This window comes from Solwaraspora sp. WMMB762, from assembly GCF_049179115.1.
Lineage (GTDB): Bacteria > Actinomycetota > Actinomycetes > Mycobacteriales > Micromonosporaceae > Micromonospora_E.
Genome location: NZ_JBMHMD010000001.1, coordinates 6,546,071 through 6,563,811 on the forward strand (window position 1 = coordinate 6,546,071; position 17,741 = coordinate 6,563,811).

Here is a 17,741-nt window from a genome sequence, read left to right on the forward strand (position 1 = left end):
GGTCGCCGTACGGCATTGTGTGCAGGTTGCATCGCCCACCCCCCTGGCGGTAGCAGCGAATTACGGCGGACAGCGTCGAGCGCGCAGGATCGCGTCATTCGTGCGGCCCGCCGGCAGGGAAAGATAGATGCCCTCCCGGCGGGCCGGAACCATCCGTGAGGCCGCCAGTCGCGCACCGTACGGTCGACTCGACCGCAATGTGCGAAGACAGCTACGAGCAGTGACAATCCGTCGTTCAGCAACCGTTTTCTGTCTGATTTGGGGCTTATGTCAGAATCAACGGTATCTGCGGGTGGTCAGCCGAATGGGTATTGGTGTCGGGCAGACTGTCGGATCGGCGCTGGTCGACACGGCTCACCCTACTACCGGGTAACGGCTAATCGACCGGACCGCTCACCGGCGGAACCGTCACTTCGCCAAGCAGATCGAGCACCAGCGCCGCAGTCCAGCTGAAAGCCGCTGAGCCGACCCCGTCGCCGGTCTCCGGGTGGAAATACTCGTAGTAGCCGGACCGGCGGACCAGTTCCAGCATTGCGTCACGCAGCGTTTCGGCCTGATCCAGATGGCCATGCTCCCGAAGTCCCCGGCGGAGCAGCCAGTTGATGTTGATCCACACCGGTCCGCGCCAGTAGCGCACCGGGTCGAAGTCGGCAGCGGAGCGGTCGTAGCTGGCCACCGGCATCGACGCGGACAGCCCGAACCGGTGCGACTCGGCCGTCGCCACCAACGCCGCGACTCGGTCGGGCGGTAGGTCGGGCAGGATCAGCGGGACCAGTCCGCTCACGCAGCGTGCCGGACTGAGCCGTCCGGTCCGGACATCCCGGGCGTGGTACATGCCGGTCTGCGGGTTCCACAGTTGGTCGTCGACCGCCCGGGTGATCCGCGCGGCTCGGTCCAGGTGGACCGCCGGATCGGCGCCGATTACGGCGGCGATCCGGGCGAGCGCGTGTTCGGCGGCGGCCAGCAACGCGTTGAAGGTCGGACACTCGACCACGAAGTCGTGGCGGGCGGCGAGCTCGTCGTCCCGGTAGCCGCCGTCGCGGTACGCCAGGGCCAGCGCGACGAACCGGGCGTAGTCCTCATCGGTCGGCCGGTGGGCCGCCGCGGCCACCCGGTTGTCGTGCCGCTGCCGCCCGACGAGCACGCCGAGGTCGGCCGGTACGGCGGCCAGCGCCGCATCCCAGGCCGGGCTGTTGTCCAGGCCGGACTCCCAGGGGTGCACGATGCTGGCCAACCCGTCCCCGCTGGCGTCGCGACAGCTTGACAGATAGTCCTGGGCGGCGACCAGCCGTGGGTAGAACCAGCGCAGCTCAGCTTCTGCCTGCGGCCCCGGCGCCCGTTGGTAGATCTCCCAGACCGCGAGGGCGTGGGCGGGTGGCTGGACGATGCCGGTGCCGTCCGGGTGTCCGGGACGGCGCAGTGGCACCTGCCAGAAACCCGGTCCGGGAAAGTAGTCGCGTTCGGCGACGTCGGGATCGAAGACAATGTGCGGGACCCGTCCGTCCGGCCACTGCGCCAGGAACAGGCTGCGCAGGTCGTGCCAGGCCCGATCGGGGTCGATCCGGGCCAGGCCGATCGCGATGAACGCCGCGTCCCAGCTCCATTGGTGCGGGTAGAGGGTGCGCGACGGCACGGTGTGGTTGCGCGACCAGTTGGCGTCGAGTACGGCTCTGGCCATGTGCCACAGGTCGGCGGGCGTGCGTTCGGTGAGTTGTCCGACCGGCGGCCGGTCCGCGACCGGGAGGCTCGCCATGGCCGTGTGGGCGGTGCTGATACTGCTCATTCTTCCGTCCTGGTCAATCTCCGGCCGGGCCGTCGGCCAGGCAGGAACCACCGCCAGCGGTGGGGTGGTAACGACGAATGTACGCGCGGTGAACAGCATGTGCCCTTGTCGCAGACGGCGGTAGGGTCTGTCGGCTACCGGACGATGAGTCGTCCGGTCAAGGAATACGGGCAGGTCGAAGGGGGTAGGCGGGGAGGATGGCAACGCATGGTGAGCAAGCTGTGGCAACTCTGCCGTCCGGGGCCGGGATGCCGCTGCTCGGGTTCGGCACCTGGCAGGCGTCGGGCGACGCCGGTTACCGGGCGGTCCGGGCGGCGTTGGACGCCGGCTACCGGCACGTCGACACCGCCACGATGTACGGCAACGAGGCCGAGGTCGGCCGGGCGATCAAGGACAGCGGAATCGCCCGGGACGAGATCTTCGTCACCACCAAGCTACCGCCCGAGCGGGTCGGGCAGGAGGCGGAGACGCTGGCCGCGAGCCTGGCCGCGCTGGGCACCGAGTACGTCGACCTGTGGCTGATCCACTGGCCACCGGCCGGTGGCGCCGGCGTGCCGACCTGGCGCGAGTTCGTCGCCCACCGGGACACCGGTGCGGTCCGGGCGATCGGTGTCTCCAACTACGGCCTCGACCAGATCGACGAACTGACCGAGCGGACCGGGGTGGTGCCGGCGGTCAACCAGGTGCCGTGGGCACCGGCGATGCATGATCCGCGGACGGTGGCCGAGCACCGCGACCGCGGGGTGGTACTGGAGGGGTACAGCCCGTTCAAGAACACCGACCTCGCCGACCCGGTGCTGACACGGGTCGCCGCCGCCCACCGGGTGAGCGCCGCCCAGGTGGTGCTGCGCTGGCACATCCAGCACGGCATCGTGGTGATTCCGAAGTCCGTCACGCCGGAGCGGATCCGTAGCAACGCCGACGTCTTCGGCTTCACCCTGTCCGCCGACGAGATGGCCGCAGTCGACGCCCTGCGCGACTGAGGCCACGACGCCCCGGGCGGTGCGGGCCCGACCCGGTGGAGGCCTCACCTCCACCGGGTCGGGCCCGGCGTTCGTGGCTCAGCCGGTGGCGCAGGCGGTGCCGTTGAGGGTGAAGCTGCTCGGTGAGGAGTAGCTACCGCTGTAGCTGGCCTGGTAACCGAACGAGGCGGTCCCCCCAGGGGCCAGTGTGCCGTTCCAGCCCACGTTCCGAGCGGTCACCGACGATCCGCTCTGGGTGACGGTGGCGTTCCATGAGTTGCCGACCGTCTGCCCGCCCGGCAGTTGGTAGGCCAACGTCCAGCCGTTGATGGTGCCGCCACCGGTGTTGGTGACGCGTACGTCGGCGGTGTAGCCGTTGTTCCAGGTGTTCGCCGTGTAACTGACCCGGCACCCGCCGCCGCCCGGCGGCTGACTGGTCGGCGGGGCGGTGGTCGGCGGCGCTCCGCCGGTGGAGACCGAACCGGAGAAGGAGTTCACCCCGAGGCCGACGCCGCCGCTCCACGGCTCGAAGCCGGCCTGGACGCTGGTCAGGTACCAGGAGTTGGTGATCTGCCCCCGGGCCCGGACGTCGGCGATGAAGTCGAGCACGTTGAAGCTCCAGCTGGTGATCGACGACGGGGCCAGGTAGGACACCACGTTGTTGGACCCGTTGCTGCCGGTCCAGACCTGCCAGTTGCGGCCGGCGACGGTGGCGTTGCCGACCGGCGAGCCGATCGGCTGGATGGAGCCCTGCCGGTGGAACCAGATCATGATCTCCATCTGGCTGACACCGTCGGTGCGCGGTGTCGGATCGAGCCAGATGTCGTACGAGGCGTTGTACGTCCCGTTGCCGACGTACTGGTAGTTGATGCTGGTCGGTGCGTTGCTGATCCGGCTCACCTGGATCGGCAGGTTGGTGCCGGGGGAGCAGTTGGTGTAGTGGCAGCCGTAGAAGATCGACGGGTACGACACCGGTGCGCCGTTGGTCGGTGAGCTGCCCTGCTGCGAGGTCACCGAGAAGCCGGTGTCGGTCACGTTGATGCACTGTTCGGCGGTGGTGCCCCAGCGGTTGTTCTGCACCACGTAACGGCCCTGAATGGTGGTGCTGCCGTACTGTTCGCAGATTCGCGTGTCGGCCTGGGCTGGCGTGGCGGCGACCACGGTGACGAGGCCGCCGGTGAGCAGCAGTACGGCTGCGGCGGCGGCGCGGATCGGACGTCTCATGGTTCTCCTTAGACCGTGGAGACGGCGGGTAGGAACCAACGTCGCGGGAGCGCTCCCATCACGGTAGATCACATCGACATACATGAAAAGAGTCAGTGGGAGATCAGCCCGCGGGCGGCGGCCACCTGGTCGGCGGCGGCCCGCAGCGCCTCGACCATCCGGGCTTCGCCGGCGGCGTCGATCCGGTTCGCCGGGACGGACAGGCTGATCGCGTCGCCGGCCGGCCGGCGCAGCGGCATCGCCATCGCCAGGCAGACGATCCCCTCGGTGTTCTCCTCCCGGTCCACGGCCCAGCCCTGGGCGCGGACCTCGGCCAGCGCGGCGTGCAGGGCGGCCGGATCGGTGATGGTACGCCGGGTCATCCGGCGCAACGGCCAGCTCAGCAACTGGTCGACGGTGTCGTCCGGATGTTCGGCGAGCAGCGCCTTGCCGAGCGCGGTGGCGTGCGCCGGCAGGTGCCGGCCGATCGCGCTGTACAGCCGCAGCGGGTGCACCGACTCGCGCTTGGCCAGGTAGACCACGTGCGGGCCGTCCAGCCGGCCGAGATGGACGGTCTCACCGAACTGCCCGGCCAGCGCGTCGAGCACGCCGTCCAGCAGGCTGACGGCGTTGTCGGCGGCCAGGTACGCCGCGCCCACCTGCAGTGCCCGTACGCCCAGGCCGAACCGGGTGCCGGTGGGATCGGTCTCCACCCAGCCGCGATGCATCATCGTGCGCAGGATCCCGTGCAGGCTGCTCTTCGGGATCTGCAGGACCCGCGCCAGTTCGCCGAGGGACCGGCGGTCGGGAGTGGCGGCCAGCGCCTCCAGTACCTCCAACGTCCGGCCGGCGGACTTCACCGGCTGGAAACCCTCCTGCGCCGCCATGGCGGTCACTCTAACCAGCGCCGCACCGGTTGACAGCGATGTGCCACCGAGTATGGTCACGTACGTGACCGATGTTCATGATGCTGAACGTGAGTCAACCGGCCGCGAGGCCGACGGGGGCGCGCACGACGGCGGCGACGTCGTCTCGGTGATCGGTGCGGGGCGGATCCTTCCGGTGGTCGTCCTGGCCGATCCGGCCGGTGCCGCGCCACTGGCCGAGGCGCTGCTCGCCGGCGGGCTGCGTACCGCCGAAGTGACCTTCCGCACCCCGGCGGCGGCGGATGCCATCGCGGCGATGGCCGGGCACCCCGGCATGCTGGTCGGTGCCGGCACCGTGCTCACCGTCGAACAGGTCGACCGGGCGGTCGACGCCGGCGCCCGGTTCGTGGTCAGCCCTGGTTTCGGACCGGCCGTCGTGCGCCGCTGCCAGGAGCTCGACCTGCCGGTCTTCCCCGGGGTGTCCAGCGCCACCGAGATCCAGATGGCCCTCGACGCCGGGCTGGACACGGTCAAGTTCTTTCCGGCCGAGCAGCTCGGCGGGGTGGGCATGGTGTCCGCGCTCGCCGCGCCGTTCCGGTCGGTGCGGTTCATCCCGACCGGCGGGGTGAGCCCCGCCAACGTCGCGGACTACCTGGCCCACCCGGCGGTCCTTGCCGTCGGCGGCACCTGGATGGTCGCCCCCCGCCTGCTCGATGCCGGCGACTGGGCCGAGGTGACCCGGCTGACCGCGGCCGCGGTCGCCGCCGCCCGCGCCGCCGACTGACCGGGCCGACCCGGCATGGAACCGATCTCGACAAGGACCGGTTCGACCGCGACCAGGACCGGTCCGACCTTTGACTGAGGAGTCGTGAGATGGCCGAACAGCACCCTGCCGACCGCGCCCCGCTGCACCCCCGGCCGGCCGCCGACTGCCGCTACGACCTGGTCTCGCTCGGCGAGGTCATGCTGCGGCTGGACCCGGGGGAGGGACGGGTGCGCACCGCCCGCAGCTTCCGGGCCTGGGAGGGCGGCGGCGAGTACAACGTCGCGCGGGGCCTGCGCCGCTGCTTCGGCCTGCGTACCGCGGTCGTCACCGCGTTCGCCGACAACGAGGTCGGTCGCCTGCTGGAGGATCTGGTGCTGCAGGGCGGCGTCGACACCGCCTACGTGCGCTGGCTGCCGTACGACGGGATCGGCCGAACCGTCCGCAACGGGCTCAACTTCACCGAGCGCGGCTTCGGGGTGCGCGGCGCGGTCGGCACCTCCGACCGGGGCAACAGCGCGGCCAGCCAGCTGCGCCCCGAGGACGTCGACTGGGACCACCTGTTCGGCACGCTCGGTGTGCGTTGGCTGCACACCGGCGGCATCTACGCGGCCCTGTCGCCGACCACGCCGGACACGATCGAGGCGGCGATGACGGCCGCCCGCCGGCACGGCACGATCATCTCCTACGACCTGAACTACCGGCCCAGCCTGTGGAAAGCGGTGGGTGGACAGCCCCGGGCGCAGGAGGTCAACCGGCGGCTGGCCGGCTACGTCGACGTCATGATCGGCAATGAGGAGGACTTCACCGCGAGTCTCGGGTTCGCCGTACCGGACACCGACGAGAGCCTCACCGACCTGGAGGTTGCCAACTTCCAGCGAATGATCACCGAGGTGACCGGGGCGTACCCGAACTTCAAGGTGGTGGCGACGACGCTGCGTACGGTGCGTTCCGCGACGGTGAACGACTGGGGTGCGGTCGCCTGGTCGGCACCGACCGGTTTCGTGTCCGCCACCCACCGGTCGGGCCTGGAGATCCTGGACCGGGTCGGCGGCGGTGACAGCTTCGCGTCCGGCCTGGTCTACGGCCTGTTGGAGCTGGGCGACCTGGCCGTCGCGGTGGAGTACGGCGCCGCACACGGAGCGCTGGCGATGACCACCCCAGGGGACACCTCGACGGCCAGCCTCAAGGAGGTGGCGGCGCTCGCCGGTGGCGGTGGGGCGAGGGTGCAGCGCTGAGGGCCACGCCGGCACCGCTGAGCCGGTAAGATTTCCACCAGTGGATGTTGACCGGCGCCGTGGCGGGTGGCATTCGCGTGGAGCAAACAGGGCGGGATGGGCCTACCGCGGGCGGTGTTGCTGGCAGTAGTCTCTTGGCTTCAATGAGTGTCTATTCCCCCGGAGGCGGCGCGGACCATGGCTCAACCACCCGTGCGCGTGCTCATCGTCGGTGCCAGCGTCGCAGGGCTGGCCGTCGCCCGGGCGCTGCGGCTGGCCGGTATCCGGCCCGATCTGGTGGAGAAGCTGGCCCCGACCGTCGTCGCCGGTGCCGGGATCTTCCTGCCCGGCAATGCCATCCGCGCCCTGCGTGAGCTCGGGCTGGACAATCCGTTGCGCCCGCTCGGCGCGGTGATCCGGCGGCAGCGGTTCCTCGACGCCACCGGCGCCGAGCTGTGCTCGGTAGATCTGGAACAGCTGTGGCAGGGCGTGGGGCAGTGCCGGGTGCTGCCCCGCGCGGACCTGCACCAGGTGCTGCTCACCGGCGCCGGCGGGGAGGTGCGGTACCACACCGAGGTGTGTGACGTGGAGGTTGGCGACGAGACCACCAAGGTCGCCTTTGGCGACGGCTCCCACGCCGAGTACGACCTGGTCGTCGGTGCGGACGGGCGTCGGTCGGCGGTCCGTCGACTGGCCGAGATCGGTGGCGCGCCGCACCCGGTCGGCCAGATCGCCTACCGCAGCGTGGTCAGCGGCGGTCCGGAGATCACCGAGTGGACCGCACTGCTCGGGCAACGGTCCGGCATCGCGCTCGCCCCGATGGGCTACGGCCGGGTCTACCTCTACGCCGACGAGCCGCTGCCGGCCGGCTCCGCCCCGCCCGCCGACCCGTTGGTCCGGCTCCGCCAGCTCCTCGGCGACTACGGCGGGCCGGTGCCAGCGGTCCTCGACGCGGTGGAGAAGGTACAGGTGGCCGTCACCGACGAGGTGGAGCTGGGCGGCTGGTCCCGGGGCAACGTGGTGCTCGTCGGGGACGCCGCCCATGCCACCGCACCGACGCTGTCCCAGGGGGCGGCGATGGCGTTCGAGGACGCGCTGGTCCTGGCCGAGGAGCTACGTGCCGCGCCGACGGTCGTCGAGGCGCTCGCCAGGTACGAGAGCCGGCGTCGGCCGCGTACCCAGTGGGTCCTGGACCGGACCCGGGACCGGGACCGGACCCGCGACGTCGCCCCGGTCCTGCGCGACCCGGTGCTGCGCGCCAAGGGCGGCACGATCTTCCAGGAGCACTACCGGTTGCTCGTCGACCCGGTGTGAGCCGTCCGGCAGCCCGCAGCGGTGCAGGCACCCGGCGTGCGGACCGGCGGTGAACGGGGACTATCCTGCCTGCGAGGCACGGCCAGCGGATCATCAACCCGGGCGCCGTGGGATTGACGAGAACCGGAGGCCATTCGTGACCACCGTCGCACCGAAGCCGATCGCCAGCCGGCCCTTCCCGGTCCGCAGGCCGGTCCGCGGCTCGGCCATGGCGCGGCTGCTGCGCACGACCGACGCGAAGCAGATCGGGATCATGTACATGATCACCGCCTTCGCGTTCTTCATGATCGGTGGCCTGATGGCCCTGATCATGCGTGCGGAGCTGGCCCAGCCGGGGATGCAGTTCCTCTCCCCGGAGCAGTACAACCAGTTGTTCACCATGCACGGCACGATCATGCTGCTGTTCTTCGCGACGCCGATCGTGTTCGCCTTCGCCAACTACGTTACGCCGATCCAGATCGGTGCGCCGGACGTTTCCTTCCCCCGGCTGAACAGCTTCGCCTACTGGCTGTACCTGTTCGGTGGCACCTTGGCGATGGGTGGCTTCCTTACCCCCGGCGGCGCCGCCGACTTCGGCTGGTTCGCGTACACCCCGCTGAGCAGCGTCGAGCACTCCCCGGGCGTCGGCGCCAACATGTGGATCGTCGGACTGGCGATCTCCGGTCTGGGCACCATCCTCGGCGCGGTCAACATGATCACCACGATCCTGACCCTGCGCGCACCGGGCATGACCATGTTCCGGATGCCGATCTTCACCTGGAACATCCTGGTCACCAGCCTCCTGGTGATCATGGTCTTCCCGCTGCTGGCCGCCGCGCTGTTCGCGCTCGCCGCCGACCGGATGCTCGGTGCCCACGTGTACGCGCCGGAGACCGGCGGGCCGCTGCTGTGGCAGCACCTCTTCTGGTTCTTCGGCCACCCCGAGGTGTACATCGTCGCGCTGCCGTTCTTCGGCATCATCAGCGAGATCATCCCGGTCTTCTCCCGCAAGCCGATCTTCGGCTACAAGGGCCTGGTGGCCGCGACGATCGCGATCGCCGCGCTGTCGATGAGCGTCTGGGCGCACCACATGTTCGCCACCGGCGCGGTGCTGCTGCCCTTCTTCAGCTTCCTGAGCTTCCTGATCGCCGTGCCGACCGGCATGAAGTTCTTCAACTGGATCGGCACCCTGTGGCGGGGGCAGATCAGCTTCGAGACGCCGATGCTCTGGTCGATCGGCTTCCTGGTCACCTTCCTCTTCGGCGGTCTGTCGGGTGTGCTGCTGGCCAGCCCGCCGATCGACTTCCACGTCTCGGACTCGTACTTCGTCGTCGCACACTTCCACTACGTGCTGTTCGGCACGATCGTGTTCGCGGTGTTCGCCGGCATCTACTTCTGGTTCCCGAAGTTCACCGGACGGATGCTCGACGAGCGGCTGGGTCGGGTGCACTTCTGGCTGACCTTCGTCGGCTTCCACACCACCTTCCTGGTGCAGCACTGGCTCGGTGCCGAGGGCTTCCCCCGCCGGTACGCCGACTACCAGGCGATCGACGGCTGGACCACGCTGAACATGATCTCCACGGTCGGCTCGTTCGTCACCGGCATCTCCACCCTGCCCTTCCTGTACAACGTGTGGAAGTCGTACAAGGCCGGACCGCTGGTCGAGGTCGACGACCCGTGGGGCCACGGGAACTCGTTGGAGTGGGCGACCAGTTGCCCGCCGCCGCTGCGCAACTTCGACCGGATGCCCCGGATCCGCTCCGAGCGGCCGGCGTTCGACCTGAAGTTCCCGGAGCTGGCCGCCGGACACCACTCGGTCGCCGGGCCACCGGAGGGCGGTGCCAAGCCGTTGACCAGCGAGTCGGACGGCGGCGCCACGTACCAGGAGGACACCGCCAGCAACGTCGACCGGCACTGACCCACTGGCCGGCACTGACGAGCGGCCGGCGCTGACCAACGACCGGTCTACGACGCGGCCCCGGACGACATCGTCCGGGGCCGCGTCGGGTTTTCGGGCAGCCCGTCACCGCGGTGCCGGCACCCGGTCCGGTGCCGACCGGCGGCGCGACCGCATCGCGACCATCGGCAGCGCCAGCAGCAGCCCCGCCGCGCCGATCGCCACGAACCCCCACGTCGGCGTACTGGCGTCGATCACCGCACCGGTCAGCGGTGCCCCGACGGCCATGCCCACGGTCAACGCCGAACCGTGCAGCCCCATCGCCTCGCCGCGCACCGCCGCCGGGGCCAGCCGGGCGACCGCGTCGGACGTGGCGGCGATCGTCGGCGCGCAGAGCAGCCCGGCCGGGGCCAGGGCCAGCCCCAGCGTCCACCAGTGCCCGGCCCCGAGCCCGACCGGGACCGTGGCGGCGGCCAGCGCGACCATCAACCAGACCGGCGGCACCGCACGCCGGGTCGCGCCGTAGGCGAACCCGCCGACCAGTGAGTACGCCCCCCAGCCGGCGAGCACGACGCTGGTCCAGGCCAACTGGTCGCTCTCCCGCAGCGCGGCGATCAACGCCACGTCGGTGCCGCCGAGCACCAACGTCGACGCCGTGCCGACCGCGAGCACCCCGAGTAACTGCGGGGTCAGCCAGTCCCGGCGGGCGATCCGGGCGCCAGCCCGGTCGGCTTCCTCGTGCCGGGCCCGGATCGGCGGGTCGACGACAAACAGCGCCAGCCCGGCGGCGACCAGGCCAGCGCCGACCGCGACCATCGCGATCCGGGGGGAGACCGCAGTGGCGAGCAGCACCGCCAGGGCCGGGCCGACCATGAAGGAAAGCTCGACCGACATCGAATCCAGGGCGTACGCCGGACGGCGCTGCTCCGCCGGGACCAGCGCGGCCAGCGACTGCCGGATCACCGAGAACACCGGCAGGCTGAGCAGGCCGGCGACGACCGCGGCGACCAGCAACGCGGGGTACGGCAGCGCCTGCGCCACGGTCCAGAAGACGCCCTGGGTGGCGACCGAGACGGCCAGCGCCGGACGTAACCCGCGTCGGTCGACCAGCCGACCCAGCAGCGGTGCGCCGATCGCGGCCCCGATGGTCAACGCGGTACCGGCCAGACCGGCGGCGGCGTACCCTCGGCCCAGGCCCAGCACGACGTACAGGGTCAGCGCCACACCGGCGGCGGTGTTCGGCATCCGGGCCAGCACCGACAGGGCGAGCAGCCGGGCCACCCCGGGCAGCGCGAGCGCCTGCCGGTAAGGAGTCAGATTCATCGGCGGTGTTACCTCCGGCCGGCATCATGCCTGCCGGGTACGACGCCGGCCAGCCGATATCCGGGCCGGCCTGTCCGGCGGGTCAGGCCGGACGCAGCACCGGGGAGCCGGTCAACGTCACCCCGGCGGCCCGCATCGCGTCCATCGCCACCTCGGTGGTGTCCCGGGCCACCCCGGCGGTCAGGTCGAGCAGCACGGTGGTGTCGAAGCCGGCCCGGGCGGCGTCCAGCGCGGTCGCCCGTACGCAGTGGTCGGTGGCGATTCCGACCACGTCGACCCCGGTGATACCGCGTTCCCGCAGCCAGTCGGCCAGGCCGGTGCCGTCGTCGCTGTGGCCCTCGAAGCCCGAGTAGGCCGCCGCGTACTGGCCCTTACGGAAGACTGCCTCGATCCGATCGGTGGCCAGCCCGGGATGGAACTCGTCCCCGCCGGTGCCCACCACGCAGTGCGCCGGCCAGGTGTCGACGAAGTCCGGCGGGTCGCCGAAGTGCGCGCCGGGGTCGACGTGGTAGTCCTTGGTCGCCACCACATGCCGCCACCGCTGCTGCGGTGCCTCGGCGACGGTCCGGGAGATCGCCGCCGCCACGTCGGTGCCGCCGCCCACCGCGAGTGAGCCACCTTCACAGAAGTCGTTCTGTACGTCAACGATGATCAGTGCCCGGTGCATGCTCGTCGTCCTCCTGCTGCTGACTTCTGAACGGTCGGTCGCCTGCCGGACCCGGTCGCGCCGGTCGCGGCCCGGCGGTCACTGGTCGGCGGGCACGACGGTCACCGGGATGGCCGGATCTCCGGCGGACAGCTTCAGCCCTTCCCACGGTATCGAGATCAGGCAGCGGCGCAGGTGCTCGCGGGACTCGTCGAGGGTCGGCCGGGTCAGCGCCTCGCCAGCGGCGACAAAGGACCGTTGCAGCACCCGGTCACCGTTGGCCCGGTCCGGCACCCCCTGCGAGACGACGATCTCCTCGGTGGCGGTGCCGGTCGGTTTGTGCCGGCGTACCGCCACCTTCCGGCCCCCGACGGTGGCCTTGTTCTCGGAGCGCTTGACCACCGGCCGGCCGTCGACCTCGACCAGCTTGTAGACCAGCCGGGCGGTCGGCGCGCCGGACCCGGTCACCACGGCGGTGCCGGCACCGTACATGTCGACCGGCTCGGCGGCGAGCGAGGCGATCGCGTACTCGTCGAGATCACCGGAGACTATGATCTTGGTCTCGGTGGCGCCGAGCGAGTCGAGCAGCTCCCGGGACTGTTGCGCCAGGACCGACAGGTCACCGGAGTCGATCCGGATCGCCCGCAGGTCCGGCCCGGCGACCTCGATCGCGTTACGGATGCCCTGGCTGATGCTGTAGGTGTCGACCAGCAGTGTGGTGTCCCGCCCGAGCGTGGCCACCTGCGACGCGAACGCCGCCCGTTCGTCGTCGTGCAGCAGGGTGAACGCGTGCGCCGAGGTGCCCGCCGTCGGGATGCCGTACCGGGCACCCGCCGCCAGGTTGGACGTGGCCGCGAAACCGGCCAGGTACGCGGCCCGGGCCGCCGCCACCGCCGCCTCCTCGTGGGTGCGCCGCGAACCCATCTCGATCACCGGCCGGCCACGGGCGGCGGTCACTGCCCGCGCCGCCGCCGCCGCGATCGCGCAGTCGTGGTTCAGCACCGACAGCACCAGGGTCTCCAGCAGGACGCACTCGGCGAACGTGCCGGAGACGGTGAGGATCGGCGAGTTCGGGAAGAACAACTCTCCCTCGGCGTACCCGTCGATGTCCCCGGTGAACCGGTAGTCGGTCAGCCACTGTGCGGTACCGGCGTCGACCACCGCGCGGTCCCGCAGGTGACCGACGGTCTCCGCGTCGAAGCGGAAGTCCCGGATCAGGTCGACCAGCCGACCGGTGCCGGCCACCACACCGTACCGGCGGCCGGTCGGCAGCCGCCGGGCGAAGACCTCGAACACGCAGTGCCGGTGCGCGCTGCCGTCAGCCAACGCGGCGGCGAGCATGGTCAGCTCGTAGTGGTCGGTCAGCAGAGCAGGGCTGGAGCTGGTCACCTGGCTACTGTACGGCCGCCCGGCCGGTGCGGCCCGGCCTGGCCCGGTGGCCCCGGCTCGTCGGGCAGGGCGCGCACCGCCTCGGCCAGCTCGGCACGCCCGGTCACGCCGAGCTTGCCGTACGCCCGTTGCAGATGGTTCTCCACGGTGCGGGGCGACAGGAACAACCGCTGGGCGATCTCCCGGCTGGCGACGCCGGCCGCCGCCAGCTTCGCCACCTGGTGCTCCCGGTCGGTCAGGTTGGGCTGGCCGGCCAGCAACGCCGGGGTACGCACGTCGACGCACTGGCCGAGCGACCGGCCGAGCAGCACGTTGGTCTGCCCGGTGACCGGCGACCGGGCCAGCCGCTGCCGCCGTACCGCCATCGCGGCGGACTCGGCGGCGAACAGGTGCAGCCCGAGACCGGCGAAGCCGCTGGCGGCGCGCAGCAGGGCACCGTACGGTCCGTCGGCGGCGCCCTGTGCCTGGCGCAGGACCAGCGGCGGCAGTGGGCCTTCGACCACCTTGGCGAGCTCGGTCAGCCGGTCGACCACCAGGTCGGCCCGGTCCAGCCGGACCAGGTCGTGCAGCACCATCACCTCGTGGCCGGCGAAACCGTCGGTACGCAGCCGGGCCGCCAGCTCCCGCAGCATGCCGACCGCGCCGGTGACGTCCCCCTCGGCGACCGCCACCCAGCAGCGCGCCTGCTCCCGCCATGGGTACAGGATGGCCATTCCGGGTGTCTGCGCCCGGTCCGAGTCGGCCATCGCCGCGGCGGCCTGGGCCGCCTCGCCACGCAGGGCGGCCGCGTGTGCGCGTTCGGCGTGGGCCAGCCCGGCGTACACCCGGCCGGTGGCCAGCGTGGCGCACGCCTGCAGGCTGTGTCGCAGCGCGTCGTCGAGCCGGCCGCGCAGCCGGGCGGCCTGCGCCCGGATCACCGACAGGTATCCGGACCCGAGCCGGAAGTCACCGGCGTCGGCCAGGTCGGCGAACTCCTCGGCGACGATCGCCTCGATCCCGGCCAGGTCGCCGGCGAGCACCAGCCGGGTGCCGCGGGCGAGTTCCAGCGCCAGCTGCAGGTAGGGAAGTTCGGTACGCCAGTGCGGGGCGTCGGCCTCGACCCGGGCGATGGCCCGGCCGCTGCCGGTCAGGTCGCCCTGCGCGGCCTGCAGGTGGGCGATGGTGCACTGGGCCAGCCCGTGGGCGGCGTGACTGGCCGCCGGCCGGTCGAGTACGGCGCGGGCCAGCCGCAGCGCGGCGTCACACTCCAGCCGGTGCAGCCGCATGATCGCCTCGAACGAGTCGACCCGGACCCGCTCGGCCGGGTCGGTCAGTTCGCGGGCACCGGCCGCCAGGTCCTCCAGCGTCGACTCGTTGCCGAGCCCCCAGTAGGCGACCAGTCCCAGCACCATCAACCAGCGGCTGCGTCGTTCGTCGGTGCTGACCTCGTCGCGGACCGCCTCGATGGTGGCCAGGGCCCGCTCCGGCTCGTCGCGGAACATCAGGATGGTCGCCCACAGCTCGGCGGCGTCGAACCCGCCGCCGGCGTCGAACGCTCGGGCGGCCAGCCGGTCCGCCAGTGGGACGTCGTACCCGGCGAACGCCCGGCCGGCCGCGCTGAGCAGCATCGCCGGGTCGTCGGCGGTGTTCGACTCGAGCCGCCAGACGGCCACCCGCAGCAGATCCTCCCGGCGGCGTGCTCCTACTCCGTCCACGAGCGAAGCGAGCTGCGCCTGCAGCCGCTGCGCCCGGGTGACCGGGCACCGGCGGCGTACCACCTCGCCGTACAGCGGATGGGCCATGTGCACGTCCTGCCGGCGGTCGGCGACGTCGACCCGGATCAGTCCGCGTTCCTCGGCGGCCTCCACGTCGGCGTGCCGGCTGGTCCGCAGCAGCAGCCGCAGCCCGATCGGCTGGCCGAACGCCACCAGCTCGACGACACCACGGACCGGCGGGCTGAGCTGGCCGATCCGGGTGTCGATCAGGTCGGTCAGGCTCGGTGCCAGCTCCAACCGGCCGGTCCACCGCCACACCCCGTACGTCTGGGTCAGCTCCTGCCCGGACTGGGCGGCGATGACGAGCTCCCGCAGCAGCAGCGGGTTTCCCTCGGACAGCCGCCACAGCCGTTCGGCCGAGGCCGGGTCCAGCGGCCCACCGAGCAGTTCCATCAGCAGGCCAGTGCTGTCGACGACGTCCAGCGGCGCCAGCTCGTCGTGTACCACCAGATCGTCGGCCCACAGTGCCCGGATCGGCAGCGGCACCGGCTCGCCGCGAAGCAGCGTACCCAGCACAGTGGCCTGACCGGAGCGGGCGATCAGGTTCGTCACCGCAGCCGAGGAGGGGTCGAGCAGATGCGCGTCGTCGATGGCGAGCACGATCGGCCGGCCCGCGGCACGTTGTCGCAGCGACTCGACGGCCCACCGCAGTAGCGCCGAGGGGGACAACCCGGGTGGCTGGTCCGCCGGGAGCACCTGGGCGAGGCCAGCGAACGGCAGGCCGGCGGCGCTGACGCTGCCCGAGGCGAACCAGACCGCGTAGGTCTCGGTCGGCAGTTTACCTACGACTTCGCGTAACAACCTGCTCTTGCCGATCCCGGCGGAGCCACTGAGGATCAGGCCGCGACCGCCGTCGGTGGCGGCGGCGAACAGCCGGTCGAGCTCTTCGGACCGTCCCACGAAGCTCCACAGGCCCATGGCAGGGGAGCATATAGAACGGTTGCCAAGGGGGAAGGGCCGGTCACGGATCGCAGTTGAGTATGAAGTGTTCGATCAGTTGAGTAGCGATAGTCGTCGCTGCGTAAGTGATTGTGCACGTAGCGTCGGTGTACTGGTATTTCGTGGCGATGACGCCCGAAGGAGCTCATCTTGTGGAGTCCGTGACAGCACCGTCGATTCGCCCGGCCACCCGCGCCGCCGCCCGCGTTCCCCGGCAGCGCAGGCGGCCGCGCCGCCCGGGTGACCTGGCTGTGGATTTGCCGATGGCCGCCCCGGTGCCGCCGCCCCCACCGGCCGACGAACCGGTCGCGGCCGTCGTGGTCGGAGCCGCCGCCAGTAGCCGCTCGGCCGTACTGACCGCGTTTCTCGACGGTGAATCGCTGCCCGACCTGCGTCCGCCCGAGAGTTTCCTGGTCGTCCGGCACGGCACGGTCGAGCGGATCGCGGCATATCTGCCCGGCTGGTCGCAGCCATGGATCGTACCGGCGCGATCAGCGCGGTCGGCGCGGTCCGGTGCCGGCCTGGCCCTGCCCCGTCCACCGCGCCGGGTCGAGGTGATCCGGCCGGATGCCTCGCTGCGCCGGCTCAGCCTGGTCGATTCGCCCGACCTGGAGACGCTCCGGTCGGCCGGCGCGACGGTGCTGCTCGACGCGGCGGTACGCGGCGGCGCGCTGGTCTTCGTGGTTGGTGCCGGGCCGCCGCCCGGGCAGATCGAACACGAACTGCTGCGCCGGGCGCTGGGTGCCGGTGTCGCGGTGTTCGTCGCTATCACCGCGGCCGGCGTACAGAGCGCGGGCGAGTCGTTCCAGCGGGCGGAGCTGCTCGCCGCTGTTCCGGAGCTGGAACAGGCACCCTGGCATTCGGTCGACGCGGCAACCGGCGATGCGGTGTTTCTCCGCCGGGAGGTGACCGACTGGGCAGCCCGGGAGGCGCTGCACCGGGCCGGCGCCGGTCTGGCCGATCAGCTGGCGTTCGACGAGCCACCGACACTGCCGTCCGGCGGGCCGGCAGTCGACTGGTCCGAGCGGCTGGACCGGGTGGTGCGACGGATCGGCCAGCGGGTGCGGCACACCCTGGCGATCGAGTTGGCCAACCTGCACCTGGCTGCCGTCCGCGAGCTGTTGTTCGGCGGTGGACCGGCCGGGATACCCGGCTTCCTGGACCGCGAGCTGCTGACCCTGTCGTTGCACGCCAGCGCGGCCTGTGCCGTGGGCGTGGACGACGCGGTGGACGAGGCGGTCGAGCAGGTGTTCGGGTCCGACCCGGCAGAGCGGCTCGGACCGCTGCTGCGCGAGCAGCTCCGCGGCCGGCTGCTCGGGGATCCGCCCACGGCGGTCGCGGAAGGACTCCTGACGACCGCCGCGGGCCGGTGCGAGCCGGTGCCATCCACCGTCGCCGGGCCGTCCACCGTGGTGGTGGATGTCTTCGCCGCGTACCCGGTGCAGCGGTCCCGGTGCACCGTGCCGCCGATCGGCGTCGCGCTCGCCGCCGACTGCTGGCATCCGCGCGGTGGACCGTCCGGGATGGCGCCGGACCAGGCCCGGTCCTGGATCCAGCAGGCGCTGCGGGCGGTGGAGATCACGCTGTCCCAGGAGATCGCGTTGCGGTTCGCCGCAGTACGGCGTGGCCTGGCCAACCTGTTGGCTGATGCGATCGACAGCGGCGACGCGCCGGGCTGACCGCGGTGGGCGTTGTCCGCCCCGGCC

The 17,741-nt window shown here is 71.6% G+C and carries 13 protein-coding genes; 6 read left to right on the top strand and 7 right to left on the bottom strand.

Annotation, left to right across the window (positions count from 1 at the left end; translation table 11 throughout):
* Positions 1-376: 376 nt before the first annotated feature.
* Positions 377-1,783 carry an MGH1-like glycoside hydrolase domain-containing protein gene (locus ACN27J_RS29440; protein WP_421371226.1) on the bottom strand — a complete coding sequence of 469 codons (1,407 nt, stop codon included), beginning with the start codon at positions 1,781-1,783 and terminating at the stop codon, positions 377-379.
* Positions 1,784-2,031: 248 nt separating this feature from the next.
* On the opposite strand from ACN27J_RS29440, the gene ACN27J_RS29445 reads away from it, so the two are divergent.
* Positions 2,032-2,766, top strand: a complete 735-nt coding sequence (locus ACN27J_RS29445) for an aldo/keto reductase (RefSeq protein ID WP_421372584.1) — start codon at positions 2,032-2,034, stop codon at positions 2,764-2,766.
* Positions 2,767-2,844: 78 nt separating this feature from the next.
* Here the strand turns inward: ACN27J_RS29445 and ACN27J_RS29450 are convergent, their stop codons facing one another.
* Both ACN27J_RS29450 and ACN27J_RS29455 read right to left on the bottom strand, forming a co-directional pair.
* Positions 2,845-3,969 carry a GH12 family glycosyl hydrolase domain-containing protein gene (locus ACN27J_RS29450; protein WP_421371227.1) on the bottom strand — a complete coding sequence of 375 codons (1,125 nt, stop codon included), beginning with the start codon at positions 3,967-3,969 and terminating at the stop codon, positions 2,845-2,847.
* Positions 3,970-4,061: 92 nt separating this feature from the next.
* Positions 4,062-4,835, bottom strand: coding sequence for an IclR family transcriptional regulator (locus ACN27J_RS29455; RefSeq protein ID WP_421371228.1), 774 nt, complete (start codon positions 4,833-4,835; stop codon positions 4,062-4,064).
* Positions 4,836-4,899: 64 nt separating this feature from the next.
* Between ACN27J_RS29455 and eda the strand changes: the two genes are divergently transcribed.
* The 4 genes from eda to ctaD all read left to right on the top strand — a co-directional run bounded on the left by eda (position 4,900) and on the right by ctaD (position 10,005).
* Positions 4,900-5,598, top strand: coding sequence for a bifunctional 4-hydroxy-2-oxoglutarate aldolase/2-dehydro-3-deoxy-phosphogluconate aldolase (gene eda / locus ACN27J_RS29460; RefSeq protein WP_421371230.1), 699 nt, complete (start codon positions 4,900-4,902; stop codon positions 5,596-5,598).
* Positions 5,599-5,687: 89 nt separating this feature from the next.
* Positions 5,688-6,815, top strand: a complete 1,128-nt coding sequence (locus tag ACN27J_RS29465; RefSeq protein WP_421371232.1) for a sugar kinase — start codon at positions 5,688-5,690, stop codon at positions 6,813-6,815.
* Between the two features lie 177 nt (positions 6,816-6,992).
* On the top strand, positions 6,993-8,108 hold the full coding sequence (locus ACN27J_RS29470; protein ID WP_421371233.1) for an FAD-dependent monooxygenase: 1,116 nt from the start codon (positions 6,993-6,995) through the stop codon (positions 8,106-8,108).
* A gap of 136 nt (positions 8,109-8,244) precedes the next feature.
* Positions 8,245-10,005 (top strand): cytochrome c oxidase subunit I, encoded by a 1,761-nt coding sequence (gene ctaD, locus ACN27J_RS29475; protein ID WP_421371235.1) that lies wholly within the window; start codon positions 8,245-8,247, stop codon positions 10,003-10,005.
* Positions 10,006-10,110: 105 nt separating this feature from the next.
* Here the strand turns inward: ctaD and ACN27J_RS29480 are convergent, their stop codons facing one another.
* The 4 genes from ACN27J_RS29480 to ACN27J_RS29495 all read right to left on the bottom strand — a co-directional run bounded on the left by ACN27J_RS29480 (position 10,111) and on the right by ACN27J_RS29495 (position 16,014).
* Positions 10,111-11,307, bottom strand: coding sequence for an MFS transporter (locus ACN27J_RS29480; protein ID WP_421371236.1), 1,197 nt, complete (start codon positions 11,305-11,307; stop codon positions 10,111-10,113).
* Between the two features lie 82 nt (positions 11,308-11,389).
* On the bottom strand, positions 11,390-11,974 hold the full coding sequence (locus ACN27J_RS29485) for a nicotinamidase (RefSeq protein ID WP_421371237.1): 585 nt from the start codon (positions 11,972-11,974) through the stop codon (positions 11,390-11,392).
* Between the two features lie 78 nt (positions 11,975-12,052).
* On the bottom strand, positions 12,053-13,342 hold the full coding sequence (locus ACN27J_RS29490; protein ID WP_421371239.1) for a nicotinate phosphoribosyltransferase: 1,290 nt from the start codon (positions 13,340-13,342) through the stop codon (positions 12,053-12,055).
* Positions 13,339-16,014, bottom strand: coding sequence for a LuxR C-terminal-related transcriptional regulator (locus ACN27J_RS29495; RefSeq protein WP_421371240.1), 2,676 nt, complete (start codon positions 16,012-16,014; stop codon positions 13,339-13,341). Before ACN27J_RS29495 ends, ACN27J_RS29490 begins: the two co-directional genes overlap by 4 nt.
* 173 nt (positions 16,015-16,187) lie before the next feature.
* On the opposite strand from ACN27J_RS29495, the gene ACN27J_RS29500 reads away from it, so the two are divergent.
* On the top strand, positions 16,188-17,714 hold the full coding sequence (locus ACN27J_RS29500) for a hypothetical protein (RefSeq protein WP_421371241.1): 1,527 nt from the start codon (positions 16,188-16,190) through the stop codon (positions 17,712-17,714).
* Positions 17,715-17,741 lie beyond the last annotated feature (27 nt).